Annotated in this window: 11 protein-coding genes and 1 pseudogene; 4 read left to right on the forward strand and 8 right to left on the reverse strand. The window is 61.2% G+C overall.

Annotated elements, in window-relative coordinates:
* Positions 1-53 precede the first annotated feature (53 nt).
* From FHX16_RS05550 to FHX16_RS05560, 3 genes are all read right to left on the reverse strand, one after another.
* The gene (locus FHX16_RS05550) at positions 54-1163 is read right to left on the reverse strand and encodes a sulfite oxidase (protein ID WP_183859694.1); all 1110 of its coding nucleotides are present in this window, start codon (positions 1161-1163) and stop codon (positions 54-56) included.
* Between the two features lie 406 nt (positions 1164-1569).
* Positions 1570-2397 (reverse strand): dienelactone hydrolase family protein, encoded by an 828-nt coding sequence (locus FHX16_RS05555; RefSeq protein ID WP_246712544.1) that lies wholly within the window; start codon positions 2395-2397, stop codon positions 1570-1572.
* A 379-nt stretch (positions 2398-2776) separates the two neighbouring features.
* On the reverse strand, positions 2777-4432 hold the full coding sequence (locus FHX16_RS05560) for a winged helix-turn-helix domain-containing protein (RefSeq protein ID WP_183859692.1): 1656 nt from the start codon (positions 4430-4432) through the stop codon (positions 2777-2779).
* Between the two features lie 69 nt (positions 4433-4501).
* Here FHX16_RS05560 and FHX16_RS05565 point away from each other — a divergent pair, with 69 nt between their 5' ends.
* Positions 4502-4945 carry a cupin domain-containing protein gene (locus FHX16_RS05565; protein ID WP_183751925.1) on the forward strand — a complete coding sequence of 148 codons (444 nt, stop codon included), beginning with the start codon at positions 4502-4504 and terminating at the stop codon, positions 4943-4945.
* Between the two features lie 128 nt (positions 4946-5073).
* Here FHX16_RS05565 and FHX16_RS05570 read toward each other — a convergent pair whose 3' ends face one another.
* Positions 5074-6630, reverse strand: coding sequence for a DUF1254 domain-containing protein (locus FHX16_RS05570; protein ID WP_259126749.1), 1557 nt, complete (start codon positions 6628-6630; stop codon positions 5074-5076).
* Positions 6631-6916: 286 nt separating this feature from the next.
* Between FHX16_RS05570 and FHX16_RS05575 the strand changes: the two genes are divergently transcribed.
* The gene (locus FHX16_RS05575; protein WP_183859688.1) at positions 6917-7408 is read left to right on the forward strand and encodes a GNAT family N-acetyltransferase; all 492 of its coding nucleotides are present in this window, start codon (positions 6917-6919) and stop codon (positions 7406-7408) included.
* A 253-nt stretch (positions 7409-7661) separates the two neighbouring features.
* On the opposite strand, the gene FHX16_RS05580 is transcribed toward FHX16_RS05575, so the two are convergent.
* The 3 genes and pseudogenes from FHX16_RS05580 to FHX16_RS05590 form a co-directional block, all read right to left on the reverse strand.
* Complete coding sequence (locus FHX16_RS05580; RefSeq protein ID WP_183859686.1) at positions 7662-8117, reverse strand: hypothetical protein; 456 nt, start codon at positions 8115-8117, stop codon at positions 7662-7664.
* 140 nt (positions 8118-8257) lie between these two features.
* Positions 8258-8867 (reverse strand): annotated as a pseudogene (locus tag FHX16_RS05585) (membrane-bound PQQ-dependent dehydrogenase, glucose/quinate/shikimate family); the annotation flags it as partial.
* An 87-nt stretch (positions 8868-8954) separates the two neighbouring features.
* Positions 8955-10457: a YdiU family protein gene (locus FHX16_RS05590; RefSeq protein WP_259126750.1), complete on the reverse strand. Its 1503-nt coding sequence runs from the start codon at positions 10455-10457 to the stop codon at positions 8955-8957.
* A 250-nt stretch (positions 10458-10707) separates the two neighbouring features.
* On the opposite strand from FHX16_RS05590, the gene FHX16_RS05595 reads away from it, so the two are divergent.
* Positions 10708-12159 (forward strand): DHA2 family efflux MFS transporter permease subunit, encoded by a 1452-nt coding sequence (locus FHX16_RS05595; RefSeq protein WP_183859682.1) that lies wholly within the window; start codon positions 10708-10710, stop codon positions 12157-12159.
* Between the two features lie 3 nt (positions 12160-12162).
* On the opposite strand, the gene FHX16_RS05600 is transcribed toward FHX16_RS05595, so the two are convergent.
* Positions 12163-13119 carry a homocysteine S-methyltransferase family protein gene (locus FHX16_RS05600; protein ID WP_259126752.1) on the reverse strand — a complete coding sequence of 319 codons (957 nt, stop codon included), beginning with the start codon at positions 13117-13119 and terminating at the stop codon, positions 12163-12165.
* A gap of 216 nt (positions 13120-13335) precedes the next feature.
* On the opposite strand from FHX16_RS05600, the gene FHX16_RS05605 reads away from it, so the two are divergent.
* On the forward strand, positions 13336-13959 hold the full coding sequence (locus FHX16_RS05605) for a TetR/AcrR family transcriptional regulator (protein WP_183860725.1): 624 nt from the start codon (positions 13336-13338) through the stop codon (positions 13957-13959).
* The last annotated feature ends 4 nt before the right edge of the window (positions 13960-13963 follow it).

Consider the following 13963-nt stretch of genomic DNA (forward strand, 5'->3'; position numbering starts at 1 on the left):
TCGCATCGATCTGAATCAGTTTGTGAAAGCCGGCATTTCGCCCATGCGGGTGATTAGATCACGAATTCCTCCGCGTATGTCTGTGGCTCGGGAACGACCGTAACCTCCACCGGAATGATCCAATTGGCCACGTAGCTCTCGCAGTCGGAACGCTGGAGGTCGGGCTGCATGCACCCCGCCCCGTCGGTCGCACGACATCGCAGTATATATTGCCCCACTTCTTCAGGGGTCCACATGTATTCCCACAAGCGCCATGCAAACGGACGGTCTGTTTCGAGGAGCCTTGCTTCGCGCCAGCCCCTGCCATCTCCGGTGCAGACCTGCACCTGCCGGATCGCAGCCTCTCCGCTCCAGGCGGCTCCAAAAATCCGGTACGGTTGGCCGACGATAAGACGCGCCCCCTGTACCGGACGCGCGATCTGCGCTTTGACCTCCATCTCCGCAAGGGGAACCAGCCTGGGTTCCCCGAGGCTGCGCTCCCAACGGAAATAGTCGCGCGCCTGCCAGTAGCCAAGGAACGGTTGCTCCACAACCGTGATATGCGTGATCCACTTGACCCAAGCCATGCCGAACCAGCCACCCACGACCGCGCGTAGCGGGTAGCCGTGATCGCGCGTCAACGGCTCCCCGTTCATCGAATAGGCAAGCATCGTGCTGTCAGCGATGGCCTTCTCAAGTGGTAAACTGCGTGCAAAAGCGATGGGGCCGGGAGAAGCCGTTTTCTTGTTCGCGTCGACGACGCCGCTGTCGGCGCCCGCGAGCAGAACCTCACACGCGGTTCGCTTGACGCCCGCCATTTCCAAAATCTCGCGCAGAAGAACACCTGTCCACGCGGCATTGCCGACGGCTCCATTCTGCCACTGCAACCCTTCCCTCGGAGGCACATAGTAGACGCGCCCGTTTCCTGCGCATTCGACGACGGCGGTGAAAGTCGTGCTCTGCATCGCCTTGATGGTATCGAGGTCAAGTTCGAGCGGCCGCTCCACCGCCCCGTCAACGCGCAATCTCCAGTCTCGCGCATCGAGGTCGGGCGACGGGAAATGGTTTCGCACGAAGAACAGCTCGGTTGGGATCAGCCAATCGGAGAGCGACGCAAACGGAAACTCGATGTTCTGTGGGGATTTCTGTCGAACTATTAGACTGGGTTGCTGTGGTGTCGGCATCGTCCTCGTCTCCTTCCAAGAGCACAACGTCGGCTCCTCGGTCGCGCGAATTGCGGTTCGATCACACTGGCCCTCGCAGTGCATGTGTCGCATTCCGTCTTCGGGCCCATTCTAGCACGCGGCACGTTCCTCGGGTCGTTCTCGAACGGCAGCAAAGGGCAGCAAACAGCAGTCCTTTTGTCATCTCTATCGCCATACTCACGCGATCACTGTCAGCAAAGAGATGCGACGGAAACGTGAAGTTCCGTCGCATCGATCTGAATCAGTTGGTGAAGCCTTTCGGGCGCAAAATGACCGGACCACGCCTTTTGCGGGCCTTTTGGAATAATGCCGGAGCGGCCCAACATGCGCAACACGGCCACGATCAATCGTCACGTTCGGCGAAATCCGACCAAGGTGCGGCGACCTAACCTAAAGTCGCCTTTAGGAACTCAATCGTGCGCGACCAGGCTAGCTTCGCTGCTTCGGCTGAGTAGTGCGCGCTGTTGCTGTCGTCATCAAAAGCGCGCTCCGTGTTCTCGTAGGTGAAAATCTCGGCCCTTACGCCAGTCTTTTTCACCACGTCGACAAACGCCGGAATCTCGGGATCTACGAAAGGGTCTTTGCCAGCCAGGTTGAGCAGGAGTGGCGTCTTGATAGGGCCCACATCGGCAACCGACGGCGGGTGCCCATAGAAGATAACCGCGCCACTGAGATCAGTCCCTTTGGTGACCAGGTCGTCTATCGCAGTCGCGCCCAATCCAAAACCGACTGCGCCAATCTTCCCGTTGCTCACGCCGTCGGATTTTAGCCAGACCAAGGCTACCTGGGTATCGGCAGCCATGTCTGATCTTGTCTCCATTCCCACCGTTTCGAGGGCAGGCCCGCCTTCGGCCGGCGTCCCACCAAAACGCGAAGCATAGTCAGGCGCCAATGCGACAAATCCCTCAAGGGCCAGGCGCCTTGTGACCTCCTCGAAATGCGGCGTCAGACCCAACTTGTCATGAACCACCACCACACCGGGGTGAAGCTTGGTGCTGTCCGGGCGGGCAAGATAGCATTCAAGTTTGCCCCAAGCCGTATCGAGAGCCACCCTTTCGGTGCGCAATCGCGGGTCGTCATTGGCGACTTGAGCCGCATTTGCATATTCGGACGCAAGGCACGCGGGCAGCGTTGCTACGGCTGCCACTCCGGCCAAGCATTCCACCGTATCAACAAGAAATACCCGACGCTTCATGTGTGCAAGGAAGTCCAACGACGTCGATCTCCGCTGGGGCAAGACATATTAGCGCAACTCTCCGAGTGCAGAAACCTGCAGCGGAGGGGTAGGGCTCGAACCTTGATCGAGCGAATTCGATTTCGCGAAATGGCCGCATAGGGACGCCGCGGTCTAAGGATTGTGCCGCCGCGGCCATCCGCGAGTTGAACTGGAGCCCGCGGTTTGGGTTCGACGAGGTGTTCACGCAACTGGATAGGCGAAGCCCGGGTGATGCCGTCGGGATCGCAGATGAACCGGAAGCCGGAATAGCCGGCCGCAGAATATCGTTAAGCGAGCCGGTTGCGTTGGTTGCGACGGGCAAGACAACAGTCTTGGCCGCTTCGCGCCAATTGCGGACAGCAGTATCTGGAACGGCCTAGTCGAGCGTCGGTTGCCGCAGCGCCTTTTGCGCGGCCCCTGTCGGAAGAGGGTTACTCGGGATTTGCGCCAACAATTCTGCCAATCGTTGCTGCCAATGCGGATTCCGCTGTCTCAGCGGCTCTAAAGCATCGCCTGGCGGGTTCTCCATTTCGCTCATCAATTCGCGCGATGTTCGAGCCTCTGTAAGACGCCCGACGGTCGCATAGCAGCAGGCCAGCGTTTCTTGGACCGGCCGCCATGCAGGGCGCACCTTTTGGGCTCTCACGGCGGCAGCTAGGGCGTTGGCTCCGTCGCCGGCAAACAAGTGGGCCAGCGCCAGAAAGTTCAGCCAAACGAAGTTCTGTGGGTCATTGGCATTCAACATGAGGCCGTGTTCCAGTGGCGCTATGGCACTGGATGCACTACCCCTAAAGAGCTCCGCCATTCCCAAGACAAGGTGGCCAAGGGCGAAACTCGGGCTGATCTCGATCGCCCTTTCGGCGGCAAGGACCGCCTGTTCGGGTGCATTCGCGTACGCGCTGCAGATCGCCAACGCGTAGTGTGTGTATGGGTTCTTTTCGTCGAGCCGAACTGCCGCCAAGGCGGCATCCAACCCTTCCCTGATGTCTTCGGAAGGACGCTCGCTCCATCCATAGGCGACGATGCCTGCGCTCACCCGACCAAGCCAGAGATGGGCTTCGGCAAGTTCGGGGTCGAGCCGGCACGCCTCCCTGAATAGCTCTCGTGCCATTAGGTGGGTCTCCTGGCCAACGCGGTGGAAATGCCAGGTCCCCTGCCGCACTATCTCCCACGCCGTCATATTTCCCGTGTGCCGCGCTGCCGCGGGAAGTGACGCCGTCTTCAGCAGTTCTGGCTCAATCGCACCCGCGATCCTCTCCGCGATGGCGTCTTGAACGGCGAATGCCTCTTCCAGTTCCACGTCATACCGTTCGGCCCAGACTTCACTGGCCGAAGTGGTCTCGACCAGTTGAGCGGAGACCCGAAGGCGACTGCCCGAGCGGCGCACACTTCCTTCGAGCACATAACCGACACCCAGTTCCTGGCCCACCTGCTTGGCGCTGACCGACTTGTCCCTGTAGACAAAACTTGAATTGCGCCCGATTACCCGAAACCATCGAAATCTCGTGAGCGCAGTGATCACATCTTCGGTGATGCCATCCACCAGATACGCCTGCTGCTTGTCATTGCTCAAATTGGCAAACGGTAGAACCACGATCGATGGTCTGCCGGGGTTCGCGGGCGAACCGGGCAACGCCGCGGGCGTATCAACGGCAGCAGGATGCAGGCTATTGACCCGGCCGGCAAAACGATACCCCACACGAGGCACGGTGGCGATCCACTCGTTCCCCTCTGGTTGGGGACCCAGCATCTTGCGTAAGGCCGAGATCTGAACCGAGAGATTGCTCTCCTCGATGATCGCGGTGGACCAGGCAGCTTCCATCAGTGCGGACTTGCTCACGACCTGCGTCGAGGCCCGCACGAGCGCGTGCAGCAGCAACAAGCCCTTATGGCCAATTGCCACCCGCCGTCCTTCGCAAGTCAGTGCGCCGCGCTGCATGTCGAGGATGAACGCCCCGAACGCGAACAGTTGCGGCACGACGCTAGCGGCCACGGTTTCTTCAGAAGAATTCGGGACTTTTTGGCCTCCCATTAAGGACTCCAGTCGGTCTTCTTGTGATGCTTTTGCCTAGGTCGCCAAGCTAGCACAGAGGAGATCAAAATGACGATTTCAAAAGAACGAACCGATGCAAGTCTGGGCTTCTCGCGGGGCAAGGCCTCGATATCCAAAGGGGACGCGGGATACCAAGCTGAACAGGGGCCTGATTACCTGCCCGGCATTAGTGCGGAGTCAGTTGGCTCAGCCGCATTGTGGCTCGGGATCGCTACGATCCCGCCTGGGAGACGCACCAAGGCGCATGTGCATGAGCGCCACGAGAGTGCTTTCTACATGTTGAGCGGTGAAGAGTTGGAGCTATGGAGTGGCGATGAACTACAGCATAGGGATCTGATGCACCCCGGAGATTATCTATACATCCCCGCCAACGTTTTGCACGTGGCCGTCAATCGGGGAGCCGAACCAGCCGTATTTGTCGGGGCGCGCAACGAACCAACTGCGCAGGAGAGCGTTGTTCTTTATCCTGAAATGGATTCCCGAGTGCCATGACAGACGGAAGACTGCTTGGGGCCGAAGGCCGACATTGGCGGACGGTGGCTAAGCGCCAAAAGCGGTCATTTGCGAAGCCTAAGGGGCAGGCACCAGTGGTACCCGCCACACCGCCTAAAGGCGGGCTATCAGGTCTTCACTGCTTCGATCTTTGGCGGTTGCCATGAACCGTCCAAAATGCCTTCCTTGCCCCAATAGGCGCGGATGTAGAGCGAGAACCTTCCGTCCGGTGCCGGGAGCCAGTTGGTTTCCTTGTCCTTGCCTGGAGACTTCGCACCAACGTGGAGCGTGAGCGAACCGTCGCTGTTTCGCTTAAGGTTCTTGTTCTTGGTGCCGAGAGAATGCCGCTTGAGATCATTTGCATGGAACAGATGCTTGTCGTTGTAGAGCGTCAGCGACCAGAAGCCATTGACCGGAGGTTCCTGTCCCTTCGCGAAGGTGACGGAATAACTGCCGTTCCCGGAGAGCTGTTTACCGGCAGCGTCATAGTCGGTGTAGAAATACTGCGTCTCGCTTGGCCGGTTGTCGAACATGTTCGACTTCGACGTTCCGGTCCTGTTGAAGTAGTCGAGACCGAATTGCGCATTGTTGGTCGAACGGTTCCATCCGTTGCCTGCCGGTCGGCCATTGTGCTTCCATTCGAAGAATGGGCCAATGACATTTTTCTCGGTCTCAACGGCTGTCTCCACGAGCAGTTTCTTTAGGTCCGCATCCTTGTCCGCTGTATCAAGCAGTAGCCGGAACTGGCCGTACATCGCCTCTTCGCCCGGAAGAGGATCGACCTTGGCAAGGACTTCGCCAAATTGATCGAAAAACTTTTCCGGAATGACCCATTTCGTCTCCCCACCACCGCCATCAGGGTCGGACGACTGCGGCACGGGAATTTCCTTGGCTGAGGCCCATTTGATCGTTTTCATCTCGCCGCTGAAGTCCTTCAGCGGATAGAATACGACCTGGTCGATTGCTGACTGGATCGCTTTCTTGTCCTCGGGCGTATCGTCCTGGAAGATACGCGGTATGGCGTTTGCCAGTGCTGTCGGGCAACGGATGATGTCAGTAATTCCATTCGGCTTCAGGCCGTTCCATCTAGGGCCGACCAGCAGATAAAATCCCGGTTTCGTTCCATATGGTTTGCCGACATGACCGAACTGGTCGGTGCGGTGGTCGTACAGGGCGTAGACCCAGAAGCGGTCTCCAAAGTCAGGTACCTGTGCGACCACCGGCTCATCGTCGAGCGAAAAGAAGCCGAGGCCATAGACGACATCCTGATTGGGGCACGTGACAAAGGTTTCGGACGGTTCGATGTAGTCGTGAAGCATGCCCACCTGTCCGCGCGGAGCGGCTGGCAGGATGCCGCCCAACAGGCCCGGATATGGAGCCTGCGTGATCTTGGCATTGCGGTTCAGCATGTTGACCATCGGCCAACCCCAGACATATGCCATCTGCGCAATGGTCTTGGCGTACCCCGGCTGCATCAGAACCCCGGTGGCTGGCATGGTGATATCGGGAGCCGCGCCAACCGACTGAGCTTGGACGCTTTCTGCTGTGGCGATGATGGGTGCTGCTGCGAAGGCCACCGGTGCTGCCACCCGCGTCCCCAGGGCAGCTAGTGCCGCCGCTCCAATACTGCTCTTCATGGCGTTTCGGCGGGTGACTTGTAGTAGGCTATCTGGTGTCCTGCTCATGATGGGCTCCGGTCAATTCGAAGGCGAACGGCAACAATGCTCGCCGACCGAGCACACCATTCCTTTCAAGCACCGGTAAGTACGTTACGGTAAATGTTACATCTGTTGCCGGCATATCGGCCCGGATTTCATGGCTCCTTTGGGCCGCCAGCTGCCCCTCTTCGCTCGACCGCCCTTGCGCCAGACGCGGACAAATACGAAGTGACTAGGCGCGCCCAAACGATACAATCATGATTTGCCTGCCTATATAATCGTGCGCAGCTGAACCGGTGGAAAAGGGCCCTGTATGTCTCCGCAGATCAAGACCGACGCGCGCGACGATGCTTTTGCGGTGCGACGCGCTGTCTTTATGGACGAGCAGGGCTATGAGAATGAGTTCGACGGCATCGACGACAGCCCCGCCTGCGTGCACGTGACGCTCTATATCGATGGCGAGCTTGCCGGCTGCTCACGCCTGTTCCCCGAGCAAGTGGAGCGAGCACTTGCGCCCGAGAGCCCGCAGTCGCCCACATGCATCCTCGACGAGGGCGTGACAGCAGGGGAGACGTACCTGCTGGGCCGCGTAGCCGTGATGCCGGCGTTTCGCCGCCGGGGCTTGGCGAGTGTCATCGTCGCTGCGAGCGACGAGGCGGCGCGCAAGGTCGGCGCCAAACTGGTGAAGCTGCATGCCCAGGAGTACGCGCACGATCTGTACGCCAAGCAGGGCTATACGCGGATCAGCGATGTCGATTACCAGGACGAGGGCCAGCCGCACCTTTGGATGGCCAAGCGGCTGTGATCGCGGACAGTTCCCTCAGCAGCGGTGCAGACATTCCGTGTCCCTCGTCCCCCCCGCGTCAACGTAAGGCACCTTGAATAGAGGGGATCCGGCGCCCAGATGGGCTTTGGGCTCGAAGTTGCAAGGCAACGTCTGCATCGGGCCAATGCCGCCTTCACGGCATGTGCCATCTGTGTTTTCGACAAGGCCGAAGCGATCGGCACAGGGAACTCGAAGCTACGTCCGAGTCGATCGCCTCTCGACCCTGAACGGTCTAGGCGCTGACAATTGTATCGGCGCTCGGCTTGTCCTTGCTGTCATCGCCGGTCAGCTGCCGCTTCAGCTCATCGGCAATCTGCTTTTCGATGGCCTCGCGCTGTTCCGGCGGCATTGACGCCAGCTCATCTTCGGTGATCCCAAGACTCTTGAGAATGCTGTCGCGGATCCGCTCCGCCGGAGTCTTGTTGGCGAGATCGGTAAACTCGGAGACAACAGCGTCATGGCGTGCCTTCGCGGGATCTTCCGTGCCGTCCATGGTCACGGTGCCGCTTGCCTGCAGCGCCCACATCGTGCTGGAGATCGAGGTCGGCGTGCTGCTTGGCTGCAGCGCCGCGCCGCTTTGGCGAACGCTGACCTCGGTATCACTGGTCTGTTGCTTGTTGCGCTGGCCCGACTGGGAAAAGAGGTTGCTCAGTCCGTAGGTGCTGGAAATGCTGCTGCCGATCTTCATGAAAATTTCTCCTTTAAACAATGCGCAGGAGAATGGCGCAGCAGTCCTGCCTGGAGCTTGCGGAAGCGGGACTGGGATGGCCGTCGTCAACGGCGGCCATCCGGCAGGGCTTCAGGGAAGCGCGTAGCCGATCACATAGCAGCGGCGCCGAGGAAGGCGACGCCGCCCTTGGTCAGCATCGGGCCGCCGATGCCGGGCACGCCGACCTTGAAGGGCAGCGGCAGCGGCGTCATGTCATGCACCGTGCCGTTCTTCAGCTTGTAGACCGTCTTGCTGGTGAGGAGATCGACGCCGGCGACATAGCCCCAAGGCGGTGCCTGGCAGGGGATCTTCAGCGGTCCGAGGAACGGTCCCATGAACACGCCGTAGGGAGCGCCGTCGTTGCGGTTGAGGCCCTGTTCGCTGCCCTTCTCATCCTTGCTCTTCGGCGGGGTACGGCCGGAACCAGTCGCGAGGCGAAGGCGAGATAGGTCTGCATGCCGAACATGATCTGCCGCTCGGGATCGACCACGAGGCTGCCCCAGTTGAAGGTGCCGAAATTACCGGGATATATGATCGACCCCACCAGTGACGGCGGCGTGTAGCAGCCCTCGTACTTGTATCGATGGAAATCGATGCGGCAGGCGAGCTGGTCGAGCAGCGTCAGCCCCACATGTCCTTCTCCTGCAGCGGCGGTGGCGAGAAAGTGAGGTCGGAGATCGGCTGCGTCGGTGCCGTGCGATCCTCGGGGATTGCGCCCGATGGTGCCGGGAAAACGCTGCTAATCAGCGAGATAGAGCGACCGCAGTCAGCGTCAACTGCGACCATAGGTGTCAGGCTTGGGAGGGTTTCACCCGATCACGTGCCGCAGAAGGTCTGCAGCACACGTTCCTCCGGCTTCGGCGGCTCCATGTACGCCGCAAATGCGGGCTGGTCCTCATAGGGCTTGGCGAGAACCGCAAGGAGTGCCTCGAAGAGCGAAAAATCCGCTTCCTCGACGGCCGCGCTGATCGCCTGCTCGATGCGATGGTTGCGTGGAACGAAGGCGGGATTGACCGCGCGCATCGCCGCTCTACGGTCGGGTTCGGTCCGGCCCTCATCGCGGGTCAGGCGGTCGCGCCAGCGGCCAAGCCATTCGCGCGCGCCATCCGGTTCGCGGAAGGCCGAGAGGAACAAAGCCTCGCCATCACCGGCAATGACAGCGTCGGAAAGACGGCGGAAGGCGAGGGTGAAGTCGGCCTGTTGCGCCTGCATCGCGGCAAGCAGCGACTGGATGAGCTCCAGATCGCCATCCTCGACGGTCGCGAGGCCGATCTTCTCGCGCATGCCGCGCAGCCAATGGATCTGGAAACGCTCGCCATACTGCTGGATCACCGCGTTGGCGAGTTCGAGCGCCTTTTCGGCATCCGTATCGAACAGCGGCAGCAGCGTTTCGCCGAGCCGCGCCAGGTTCCATTGGCCGATGCCGGGCTGATTGGCATAGGCATAGCGGCCACCCTGGTCGATCGAGGAAAAGACGGTGCCGGGATGGTATTCATCAATGAAGGCGCAGGGGCCGAAATCGATCGTCTCGCCCGAAATGGTCATGTTGTCGGTGTTCATGACGCCGTGGATGAAGCCGATGTGCAGCCACCTGGCGATCAACGCCGCCTGTCGCTCGCAGACGGCCTCGTAGAGCGCGAGGTAGGGATTGTCTCTGTCCCTAAGTTCCGGATAGTGCCGGTTGATCACATAGTCGGCTAGTGCCCGCACGCCGTCGGTATCACCGCGCGCAGCAAAGAACTGGAAGGTGCCGACACGGATATGGCTTGCGGCAACACGGGTAAACACAGCGCCGGGCAGAATGTTTTCGCGATAGACGGGTTGCCCGGTCGAAACCGCAGCAAGCGCCCGGGTCGCCGGGATGCCGAGCGCATACATTGCCTCGCTGACGATATACTCCCGAAGCACCGGACCAAGCGCGGCGCGGCCGTCGCCGCGGCGGGAATAGGCCGTCTGGCCGGCACCCTTTAACTGGATGTCGCGACGCTGGCCGTTGCGATCGATCACCTCGCCGAGCAGGATCGCCCGCCCGTCGCCGAGCAACGGCACGAAGGAGCCGAACTGGTGCCCGGCATAGGCCATCGCCAAGGGATCGGCGCCTTCAGGCACGAGGTTGCCCGAGAAGATCGCCGCGCCGTCACGCTTCATCGCCTCGACATCAAGGCCGAGTTCTTCCGCAAGCGGCTCGTTCAGCTTGATCAGCCACGGCTCGGCGGCCTGCGAGGGAGCCTGGCGCGTAAAGAACTGTTGCGGCAGCCGCGCATAGCTGTTGTCGAAGGAGAAGGGCCGGGAGCTGGAGGCGTTCGAAGCTAAGGTCATAAGCTTTAGGTAGGGCTCGGGCGCGCATGACGCAAGCTGAGGCCGCTTGCCCGTGAGCCTTTCGGCTGGTCGTGTGGCGCTCCAGTACCGCAGCCATTCCCTGGCGGCACGGCTGCCCTGCCATATCAGCATAACGACGCCACATTTGCGGGCGTATACAAAGATCTCTAATCCCCTTTTGGCATTACGCCATACCATACCGCGGCCATCGCTTCCGCGCCGGCCACGCCACTGCGAGTGATCCCTGACGATGTCGGATCAGATCTACCAGGCGGCTGCCATCGGGCGCGCCAAGCCGAACTTCCGCGTGATAGCGATGATCGTCGCGAGCGCCATGTTCATGGAGCAACTCGACGCCACCGTCCTGGCAACGGCGCTGCCGACCATGGCGCGGGATTTCGGCGTCAGCGCCCCGTCGATGAGTATCACGCTGACTTCGTATCTCCTCAGTCTCGCGATCTTCATTCCCGCAAGCGGCCTGATTGCCGATCGCTTCGGCTCGCGCACCGTCTTCCGCTCGGCGATCGCTGTCTTCGTCACGGGTTCCATCTTCTGCGCGCTGTCACCGAACCTCCTCTGTCTCGTGCTGGCGCGACTGCTGCAGGGGCTAGGCGGCGCGATGATGCTGCCGGTCGGGCGCCTCGTGCTGCTCCGCAGCGTCTCCCGCAAGGACATGGTCAACGCCATGTCGTGGCTGCTGGTGCCGGCGCTGATCGGCCCGATCCTTGGCCCTCCGGTCGGCGGTCTGATCGTCACCTATCTCGACTGGCGCTGGATCTTCTACATCAACGTACCGATCGGCATCATCGGCTTCACGCTGGTCTCGATCTTCATCGAAGACTTCAAAGGCGAGGCGAAGCGCCGGTTTGATACGATTGGTTTCATCCTCTCCGGTATTGCGCTCGGCTCCCTGCTGTTCGGTTTCGAAAGCTCCAGCCGACCGGGCGAGGGCGCGTTCTCGCTGTTCCTGATCGCCGTCGGTCTGCTCTTCGGCGTCGCCTATCTCAGGCACGCCCGTCGCCATCCGTCGCCGATCATGGATTTCTCGCTGATGAAGGTGCCGAGCTTCGGCACATCGGTCATCGCCGGTTCGCTGACCCGCATCACACAGGGCGCGCAGCCCTTCCTGCTGCCGCTCTATTTCCAGCTTGGCTTCGGCCTGTCCGCGGCCAAGGCCGGTCAGCTCGTCACCGCCGCAGCCCTCGGCTCGATGGCGATGAAAGCCGTAGCGCCCCGGGTGCTGCGCCGCTTCGGCTTCCGCAGCAGCTTGGTCGCGAACGGCATCATCGCCACCTTCGGCTATGCCCTCTGTGCCGCCTTCCGGCCCGACTGGCCGCTCGGCCTGATCTTCGCGATCCTCGTCATGTGCGGCTTCTTCATGTCGTTCCAGTTCACGGCCTACAACACCGTCGCCTACGACGAGATCGACCGCGACCGCATGAGCTCGGCCACCAGCTTCTACACGACGTTCCAACAGCTGATGCTGTCGCTCGGCATCTGCGTCGGTGCGCTGGCGCTGCACACGTCGATGACGCTCAACGGCAGCGAGACGCCACAGCTGCGCGATTTCTCCGCCGCCTTCCTCTTTGTCACCGCGATCTCGATCACCGCGACGTTCTGGAACCTGCGCTTCTCCAGAAGCGCCGGCGCCGATATCAGCGGCCATGATGCCGGCAAGGCCGCGCACGCTTCCGAGCACTGACCGTCAGGCGGCACTCGGAAGTGCCGGCAGGCAGGCGTCGCAGATCGCGGCCACATGCCGATGATCGGTGCCGCAGCAGCCGCCGACGATCCTGATCTGCGGCATCTTGCACATCAGCTGCCGGTAGCGTTGTCCGAGATCGACGGGATCGCCCGCATCCAGTGTCTCGCTCTCGTCGAGCTCTGCATGGCTCATGCTTGAGGCATTCGCGCGTAGTCCATGGATGCGTTTCGTCCACTCGGCGTGGTGATCGAGCGCCTCGGCAAAGTGCGTCGGATGCGCGCAATTGATCATGTAATAAGCCACCGAGCCGCCGGTCGCCGCATCCGTCGTCTCGATCGCCTCCTGCATGCTGCGGCCGGTCACCAGCTTGCCGTCGGTCTCGACAGTGAAGGAGATCGCGCAGGGCATATCCCGGGCAGCGGCGGCCCGCGCGACGCCGATGGCCTCGTCGATGTTGTTCAGCGTGACGGCGGATATCATGTCCGCATCGCTCTCGGCAAAGCTGCCGATCTGGACGCTGTGATAGTCCTCGGCCTCAGTCGCATTCATCCGGCCGGCCTTGTACCCATCGCCGCGTGGCCCCATGGCGCCGCTGAGCACGATCGGCCGCCCCGGCTCCTCGTGCCGCTCGCGCAGGCCTGCAAGCAGGGCAATGCTTTGAACGTTTGCGTCATGCAGCGCCTCCGGCGTGTAGCCGAGCTTTTCCGCCCAATCCGGGCTCGCCCGCCATGTCGGGCTGTCGAGAATGAAGCCGGCGCCATGCTTGCGGGCAATGTCGAGGTAGCGGCGGTAGTAGGCGCGCAGCCGGTCGCGGCCCTCTTCGGACGCCATCATCACGAAGGACGCGAAATGCTGAAGCTGCAGTCCGTCGTGAAAGATGAAGGTCGTTTCCATGCCGCCGTCGGTGACGAATGTGCCGCCCTTGAGCTGCGGCAGGCTATGTCTGTACTTGGCCATGACGATCCCCCTGTTTCGGGGCCCTCTATTTGCGAGCAATTCTCATGAACAAGTTCTCCGCTTCCGGGCTGCGAAACTAGCCGACTTGCGGTATAGTTCGGCATCGCATGATGTTTGCCTTTGTTTTCAACCGCTTCCGTGGAGCGGTTGATGAGACGGCCTCCATCGAGATCAGAGCGGGCGGACGAAAACCGTACTGGCGGTACAGGGGATCTAATGCGCAAGGGAGAGGAGACAAGAACCCGCATCCTGGATGTGGCCGAAGCCGCCGTCCTGCAGAAGGGCTTCGGCGGCACCTCGATCGAAGAGCTGATCGCCGAGACAGGCATCACCAAGAGCGGCTTCTTCTACCATTTCCGGGACAAGAACGCGCTCGCCAAGGCGCTGCTCGAGCGCTACATCGAAAACGACGAACGCATCTACGACGAGATCTTCAGCCGCGCCCACCAACTCGCCGACGATCCGCTGCAATCCTTCCTGCTCGGCCTGAAGCTGCTCGCAGAACTGTTGTCAGACCTTCCGAACGGCCACCCCGGCTGCCTCGTCGCCACCGTCTGCTACTATGAGCGCCTGTTCGACCGCGACATCCAGGAAACCAACAAGCAGGCAGTGCTCGCCTGGCGCCGGCGCTTCCGCGGCATGTTCGAGGAGATCATGGTGGTCTACGCTCCGCGCGAACCGATCGAGATCGACCAGCTGGCCGACATGGTCTCGACGGTGCTGGAAGGCGGCATCGTGCTATCCAAGGCGCTGAAGGAACCGCAGGGGCTCGCCGATCAGGTCCTTGTGCTGCGCAGCTTTGTGAAGCTCCTGTTTCAGCCGCCGATCGTCCGCCAGTGATCAG

Source organism: Rhizobium sp. BK661 (genome assembly GCF_024808825.1).
Lineage (GTDB): Bacteria > Pseudomonadota > Alphaproteobacteria > Rhizobiales > Rhizobiaceae > Rhizobium.

Excerpts from the sequence above, each read along its gene's own strand:
- FHX16_RS05580 (WP_183859686.1), bottom strand. The coding sequence starts at position 8,117 with ATGAAGATCGGCAGCAGCATTTCCAGCACCTACGGACTGAGCAACCTC.
- FHX16_RS05600 (WP_259126752.1), bottom strand. The coding sequence starts at position 13,119 with ATGGCCAAGTACAGACATAGCCTGCCGCAGCTCAAGGGCGGCACATTC.
- FHX16_RS05590 (WP_259126750.1), bottom strand. The coding sequence starts at position 10,457 with ATGACCTTAGCTTCGAACGCCTCCAGCTCCCGGCCCTTCTCCTTCGAC.
- FHX16_RS05550 (WP_183859694.1), bottom strand. The coding sequence starts at position 1,163 with ATGCCGACACCACAGCAACCCAGTCTAATAGTTCGACAGAAATCCCCA.
- FHX16_RS05605 (WP_183860725.1), top strand. The coding sequence starts at position 13,336 with ATGCGCAAGGGAGAGGAGACAAGAACCCGCATCCTGGATGTGGCCGAA.
- FHX16_RS05595 (WP_183859682.1), top strand. The coding sequence starts at position 10,708 with ATGTCGGATCAGATCTACCAGGCGGCTGCCATCGGGCGCGCCAAGCCG.
- FHX16_RS05560 (WP_183859692.1), bottom strand. The coding sequence starts at position 4,432 with ATGGGAGGCCAAAAAGTCCCGAATTCTTCTGAAGAAACCGTGGCCGCT.
- FHX16_RS05565 (WP_183751925.1), top strand. The coding sequence starts at position 4,502 with ATGACGATTTCAAAAGAACGAACCGATGCAAGTCTGGGCTTCTCGCGG.
- FHX16_RS05570 (WP_259126749.1), bottom strand. The coding sequence starts at position 6,630 with ATGAGCAGGACACCAGATAGCCTACTACAAGTCACCCGCCGAAACGCC.
- FHX16_RS05575 (WP_183859688.1), top strand. The coding sequence starts at position 6,917 with ATGTCTCCGCAGATCAAGACCGACGCGCGCGACGATGCTTTTGCGGTG.